8 protein-coding genes are annotated in these 6,361 nt (G+C 60.0%); all 8 read right to left on the reverse strand.

Annotation, left to right across the window (positions count from 1 at the left end):
• Positions 1-89 precede the first annotated feature (89 nt).
• Positions 90-638, reverse strand: coding sequence for a hypothetical protein (locus tag AC1D0Z_RS14515; RefSeq protein WP_477658931.1), 549 nt, complete (start codon positions 636-638; stop codon positions 90-92).
• A 32-nt stretch (positions 639-670) separates the two neighbouring features.
• On the reverse strand, positions 671-1,915 hold the full coding sequence (fabF, locus tag AC1D0Z_RS14520; protein ID WP_477658932.1) for a beta-ketoacyl-ACP synthase II: 1,245 nt from the start codon (positions 1,913-1,915) through the stop codon (positions 671-673).
• 82 nt (positions 1,916-1,997) lie between these two features.
• The gene (gene acpP, locus AC1D0Z_RS14525) at positions 1,998-2,237 is read right to left on the reverse strand and encodes an acyl carrier protein (RefSeq protein ID WP_007873885.1); all 240 of its coding nucleotides are present in this window, start codon (positions 2,235-2,237) and stop codon (positions 1,998-2,000) included.
• Positions 2,238-2,400: 163 nt separating this feature from the next.
• Entirely contained in the window at positions 2,401-3,147 is a 747-nt protein-coding gene (gene fabG / locus AC1D0Z_RS14530) for a 3-oxoacyl-ACP reductase FabG (protein WP_477658933.1), read from the reverse strand.
• Positions 3,144-4,094, reverse strand: coding sequence for an ACP S-malonyltransferase (fabD, locus tag AC1D0Z_RS14535; protein ID WP_477658934.1), 951 nt, complete (start codon positions 4,092-4,094; stop codon positions 3,144-3,146). The genes fabG and fabD overlap by 4 nt, the downstream gene beginning before the upstream one ends.
• Before the next feature lie 96 nt (positions 4,095-4,190).
• A complete protein-coding gene (locus tag AC1D0Z_RS14540) occupies positions 4,191-4,811 on the reverse strand; it encodes a hypothetical protein (RefSeq protein ID WP_477658935.1) in 621 nt (206 codons plus the stop codon).
• A 1-nt stretch (position 4,812) separates the two neighbouring features.
• Positions 4,813-6,174 (reverse strand): sialidase family protein, encoded by a 1,362-nt coding sequence (locus AC1D0Z_RS14545; RefSeq protein ID WP_477658936.1) that lies wholly within the window; start codon positions 6,172-6,174, stop codon positions 4,813-4,815.
• 45 nt (positions 6,175-6,219) lie between these two features.
• Positions 6,220-6,361 (reverse strand): 3-oxoacyl-[acyl-carrier-protein] synthase III C-terminal domain-containing protein (locus tag AC1D0Z_RS14550; protein ID WP_477658937.1); only part of this gene is annotated, 142 nt, incomplete at its 5' end.

The raw sequence follows: 6,361 nt of genomic DNA on the forward strand, positions 1-6,361 counted from the left end.
GCTCATACGCTTTCTGGTCGCCCGCCACTGTGCGCTCCACCAGCATCGCATCGCTGTCGGTGGCTTTTTCTGCTTGCGGGGGAGGCAGGTCAGCGCTCATGGATCTGGGGCGTGACTTTAGCTGGGAACATACACCCCGATACTGCCACAGCCGGCACGGGTTCCGGCGGCAGCGAATCATGCGGTGACAAGGTGACAAGCGCCTTGCGCGAAGAATAAACCGCCCGGCGCAAATCCAGCCAGCGTTCCGGCATGACGCTGCGCTCCACCCAAAGCCACAGCCGTGTGCGAGCAGGGTTTTCAAGCCGTAGCAGCAAATGGTGCTGCAGGTCGGCAAGGACCGAGAGCTCATATTCAGCGACGCCTGCCTGGTAACCCCCGCTCTCCCATCGCCAGACGCCACCGTCCCATGCCAATTGGCCCACCGGAGACCTCCGCCAGCCGGTGTAGGCCGCTACCCCAGCCCCCAGTGCAGCAATGGCTGCCAGCCCGAGGCGCCAATCCAGCTGGCGGGTTCCATGAAAGTACCAGAGCACGGTCAAAAGTAACCCGCACAGCCACAACCCCAGCAAAAAGGTGCCCTGAAAACGCGAACGCCCCAGCGGATAAACAACCGGCGGGGCGTTGTGCAAGCTCAAGGCAGGCTGCTGGACGTGCGATAGCCGGAGAATCAGGCGCGCTTGAAAACCAGCGTACCGTTGGTGCCGCCGAACCCGAAGTTGTTTTTGACGGCAACCTCGATTTTTGCGTCACGTGCGGTATTGGCGCAGTAGTCCAGGTCGCACTCGGGATCCTGGTTAAAGATATTGATGGTCGGCGGGATTTTCTGGTGATACAAGGACAGCACCGTAAACACCGACTCGATCCCGCCAGCGCCGCCTAACAGATGGCCTGTCATGGATTTAGTCGAGCTGATCATCATGTTTTTTGCGTGGCTGCCGAAGGCGGCCTTGACCGCATTTGTTTCGTTCAGGTCGCCCAGCGGCGTGGAAGTGCCATGCGCATTGAGGTACTGGACCTCGTCGGCATTGACACCCGCGTTTTTCAAGGCCATCACCATGGAACGGCGGGGCCCGTCGACGTCGGGCGCGGTCATGTGATATGCGTCTGCACTCATGCCGAAGCCGGTCAGCTCCGCATAAATCCTGGCGCCCCGCGCCTTGGCATGTTCGTACTCTTCAAGCACCAGCACGCCGCCGCCTTCGCCCAGCACAAAACCATCCCGGTCCTTGTCCCAGGGGCGAGACGCTGTTTTGGGGTCTTCGTTACGGGTTGACAACGCACGCGCTGCCGCGAAACCACCTATGCCCAGCGGAGAGACGCAGGACTCGGCACCACCGGCCACCATCACGTCGCAGTCACCATACTCAATCATGCGCGCAGACAGGCCGATCGCATGGAGCCCGGTTGTACACGCCGTCACGACCGCAACATTGGGACCTTTAAAGCCGAATTTGATGGATACATGGCCCGAAATCATATTGATGATCGAAGCCGGTACAAAAAAGGGAGACACCCGTCGCGGGCCGCGATTGACCAGCTCGGAATGCATTTGCTCGATCATCGGCAAACCGCCGATGCCCGAACCGATATTGCAGCCAATGCGGGTCGCCAGTTCATCGTCCAGTGCATCGCCTGTTGGCAAGCCACTGTCGGCTACCGCCTGGAAGGCTGCAGCCAGACCCAGGTGAATGAAGCGGTCCATGTGCCGGGCTTCTTTTTCGGGAATGTAATCCGCGATATTGAAGCCTTTAACCTCACCGGCAAATTTGCAGGCAAAGCTGCTTGCATCAAACTGCGTGATCAGGTCAATCCCGGGCACACCGGCAACCAGATTGGCCCAGGAGTCGGCCACGGTATTGCCTACCGGGCTGACACAACCCAGACCTGTCACGACGACACGACGACGGCTCATTCAGAAATCCTGAGAAGAACCTGAAAAGCCCTGGAACGGCTTTTCAGGCTTGATGACGGCAGAGGCTGGCAAATGCCGCGCCTCAAGCCTTTTGATGGGTGTTTGCGTAATCAATCGCGTTCTGGACGGTGGTGATCTTCTCGGCGTCTTCGTCGGGAATCTCAATGCCAAACTCGTCTTCCAGAGCCATAACCAGTTCTACGGTGTCAAGCGAGTCAGCGCCCAGATCGGCCACAAAGGCTTTTTCGTTGGTAACCTGGCCTTCTTCCACGCCAAGTTGTTCGGCAATGATTTTCTTAACACGTGCTTCGATATCGCTCATAGTTCCCTCTGAGGGTTGTAAATTAATCCGTGATTTTACCGCGTTAGAGTCGTTTCCCTAAGCACCGCGCCGGACGGATAAAAACCGGCTTCGATTTTCCATGTTTTACCACTGTCAACCACGGTTTTTCATGAAACCACAGGTTGACGGCTCCAAGCCTACATTACATATACATGCCGCCGTTGACGTGGATTTCCTGGCCCGTGATGTAGGCCGCCTGCGGGCTGGCTACAAAGGCCACGGCATGCGCAATGTCCTGCGGTTTGCCAAGATGGCCTAGCGGAATCTGCCCCAACAGTGCTTTTTGCTGCTCTTCCGGCAACCCGGCGGTCATGTCGGTCTCGATAAAGCCGGGCGCGACACAATTGACGGTAATGTTACGCGAGCCAAGTTCGCGTGCCAGCGCTCGCGTCATGCCGGCTACACCGGCCTTGGCGGCCGCGTAATTGGACTGACCCGCGTTACCCGAAGCGCCGACGACAGATGTAATGCTGATGATGCGGCCGTAGCGTTGCTTCATCATGGTGCGCATGACTGCGCGACTCATGCGGAACACAGCCTTGAGGTTGGTATCGAGGACGGCATCCCAGTCGTCGTCCTTGAGCCGCATGGCCAGCATGTCGCGCGTGATGCCCGCGTTGTTGACCAGTACGTGCAGGCCGCCGTGCTCTTTGACGATGGCTTCGATGAGCGCTTCAGCCGCAGCGACGTCGTTTACATTCAGGTTTTTTCCAGCGCAACCCGGGAAGGCAGCAAGGGCATGGCCGATTTTGGCCGCACCCTCGTCACTGGTCGCGGTGCCTATGACCCTGAGACCTTTTTGCGCAAGTTCCAGCGCGATGGCCGCGCCGATTCCGCGCGATGCGCCGGTGACCAGCGCAACCTGGCCCTCAAACTTCACTTCGCTCATGCCAGTAACTCCTTAACTTCCGCCAGCGAGGCGGGATCAAACAGGGGGAAGCCCGTCAATTCGGGATCGATTCGTCTGGCCATGCCCGCCAGCACCTTGCCCGGTCCGCACTCGACCAGCGTCGTGAGGTTGCGGGCCTTGATGGCCTGCACACATTCCACCCAACGCACCGGCCCGAAAGCTTGCCGGTATAGCGCTGCACGAATGCGGTCCGAATCAGTTTCCACGGCAACCTCAATGTTGTTGATGACGGGGATCTTTGGCGCACCGAAGTCCACTGCGGCCAGCTTTTCGCGCAGCTTCTCGGCTGCGGGCTTCATCAGGCTGGAGTGAAACGGAGCGGAGACCGGCAAGGGCAAGGCGCGCTTGGCGCCGTTGGCCTTGAGCACTTCGCAGGCCTTTTCGACTGCAGCCTTGCTGCCCGCAATAACAGTTTGCATCGGGTCGTTGAAATTGACGGCCTCCACCACTTCCGCCGTGTTGGGCCCAAAGCTGCGCGCGGCCTCATCGCAGCCTTCAATCACCTTGGACGCTTCCATGCCCAGGATGGCCGCCATCGCACCCACACCGACCGGCACAGCGTCTTGCATGGCCTGCGCACGAAACCGAACCAACGGCGCGGCTTGCGCGAGAGTCAATACACCGGAGGCGACCAGGGCGGAATATTCGCCCAGCGAGTGGCCGGCCACTGCGGCCGGCGCGAGGCCGGTTTCGGCCATCCATGCGCGATACGCTGCCACGCCGGCGACCAGCATTACGGGCTGCGTGTTGGTGGTCAGCGCCAACGTTTCTTTCGGCCCTTCCTTGATCAGCCGGGCAATATCCTCGCCCATCGCCTCAGAGGCTTCGGCCAGCGTCTGTGCGATCACCGGATGGTCACCCCACGCGTCCAGCATGCCGACCGACTGCGAGCCCTGGCCGGGAAAAACAATAGCAAACGATTTCAAATGATTACTCCATGGGTCGAATTCTTGGATTGTTGAAAAGCATCCGCATGCATTTTAAGAAGTTGAATATTCATTTCCCGGACTCTGCCTCGCCCGTCAGGCTGAAGATGTCATGGCGCTCTGGCGCGTACCCCGCAGCCGGGAAAAACCCAAGCCGATAGCCGATTTGATGCACTGATAAATTGCCGCCACAGCCAGCCAGGGGTCTATGAGGTAATCCCACAGGTTGGTGGACTCCAGCGCCCCGACCACCCATGCCAGCATCGCCAGGGCCAGCAGCACGGGCAGCAACCGAAAACCTTCAACCCAGCAGGCCAGTGACAAACCCAGAAGCGCTATCCAGAGGGTCCACGTGCCCCAGCCCAACCCGTAAGCATCCCAATCACTCCAGCCCAAAGCCAGCGGATACAGGAACACGGCGCTGGCAGCGAAGGCAAGGTTTACGGACATGCGCTCACGCTGCGCCGCCATCGGAATGCCGCGCAGGCGCTGATACATGCCCAGGCAAGCGACGGCCACGAGAGAAATGCTCAGGTCCGAGCTGACGCCGCGCACATAAGCCACCACCGGCAAGCCGCCTGACCCCACTGGACACCAAAGCAGTACAAACACCGCGGCCGTGGCCCACCTGGTCCATGGTCTTATCCCGCGCCCCGAACTCAGCAGGCGCAGGCAACCGGCGCTGAGCACCAGGTTGATGCCAAGCAATGCGATCAAATCATTTGCCGGAGGAAACATGGCCGAGCGCCGCGGGTGCGGCCTGAAGGGTTTGCAGAGGATCCAGCCGCACATACTTGATGCGCGTACGGTGCCAGGTGTAGACGAGATGCAGATAGCCATCGCGGCTCTGCATTAAATAAGGATAGGAGAACTCCTGGGAGCAGCTCTGCCCGCCGCATAGCTGGCGCCGGGCACTGGCTACATAAGCAGCCGCTTCGTCGTCCCGGGTGCCGCGAGCCTTGAGCTCCTGAGTCAGCAAGCGCTCGTAGTCACTTTCTGAGGTGCGCACTTGCGGATTGGTAGACGACTCAACAACCCAGAGGCGCGCACGGTCAAACGAACCGCCGGCATTCGTTTGCAGCAAGGCCAGTATTTCGCGGTTTCGCGGCGCCGGATTCAGCGCCAGCCACTGCGTCCCGGTGTTTGTCACGACGCCAGCCAGGGCGGAATCGGGGTTGGGCCAGGCACTCGCATGCGCACGCGACCATGTTTTGCCGGCGTCCGTCGTCTCCGATGCCATCAGCGCCGTGGCATTGCCCGATCGCATATAGACCTGTGCCTTCTCCGGTTCGGAAACCAATACCACCGGTTGAAGGCCGGTGCGGCTGCCGGGAATGCGAACTTTGTCGACGACCTGGCCAAGGGAGTCAATCCGCAGGATTTCGCCAAATTTCGTGATGAATTCGTGATACACCGGCAAGCCGATTTCGCCATTTTCGAAACTAACGGGCGTGCCTTTGACCAGCGTACTGATGTTCAGGAAGGGCGAAGTTACCAGTCGGCGCGGCGGGCTCCAGGTTTCCCCCTCATCGCTCGAACGTGCCCAGCTCACCGAACTGCCCGCCCATCCGCCCAATGAGACGTTGACCATCCACAGACGGAGCGAGCCGTCGGGCGCGCGGGCAATCACCGGATTGCCGAGTTTCTTGACATAGCGCCACAGGCCCTGCTGAAGTGCCTGACGATCGAACAAGGTACTTTCAGCGCTCCAGCGCAAGCTGACCGGATCCATCACCGAGGTCTGGATGGTGACGTCCCCCGCTCCCTCACGGGACCCGGAAAACCAGACCGCGCGCAAACGGCCATCGCGCAATTCCACAAGCGAAGCCGCATGGACAGCCTGACCAGGTGACGACGACACGAATTGGGTGTCGAAATGGAAGCGCCCATCCGGCGATAGTTGCTGTGCTGGCAAATCTGCGCGTAGCAGCGATTTGGCATCGGCCGAAGGGCCGGCCGTCAACACCGAAAAGGAAGATGCCGGCGCGCGCTGCACGACTTTCCATCCGGCCAGCGCGAACGCCAGCACCAGCAAGGCAGCTGCCAGGCGATCCAATGCACCGGACGGTTTGAATTTCAAATGCCCACCTGTCTGTGAAAACGCCTCGCGGTGGCTGGGAGCCGCTCAGTAGTTGAGAAGCACCGCACCCCAGGTAAAACCGCCACCTACACCTTCAAGCATGAGGGTGTCGCCTTTTTGGATCTTGCCGCTGCGCACGGCGGTATCCAGCGCCAGCGGGATGGATGCAGCAGAAGTATTTCCGTGC

The organism is Polaromonas sp. P1_E3 (assembly GCF_056405935.1).

Coding starts and splice junctions, on each gene's coding strand:
- fabF (WP_477658932.1), bottom strand. CDS start 1,915: ATGAGCCGTCGTCGTGTCGTCGTGACAGGTCTGGGTTGTGTCAGCCCG.
- fabG (WP_477658933.1), bottom strand. CDS start 3,147: ATGAGCGAAGTGAAGTTTGAGGGCCAGGTTGCGCTGGTCACCGGCGCA.
- acpP (WP_007873885.1), bottom strand. CDS start 2,237: ATGAGCGATATCGAAGCACGTGTTAAGAAAATCATTGCCGAACAACTT.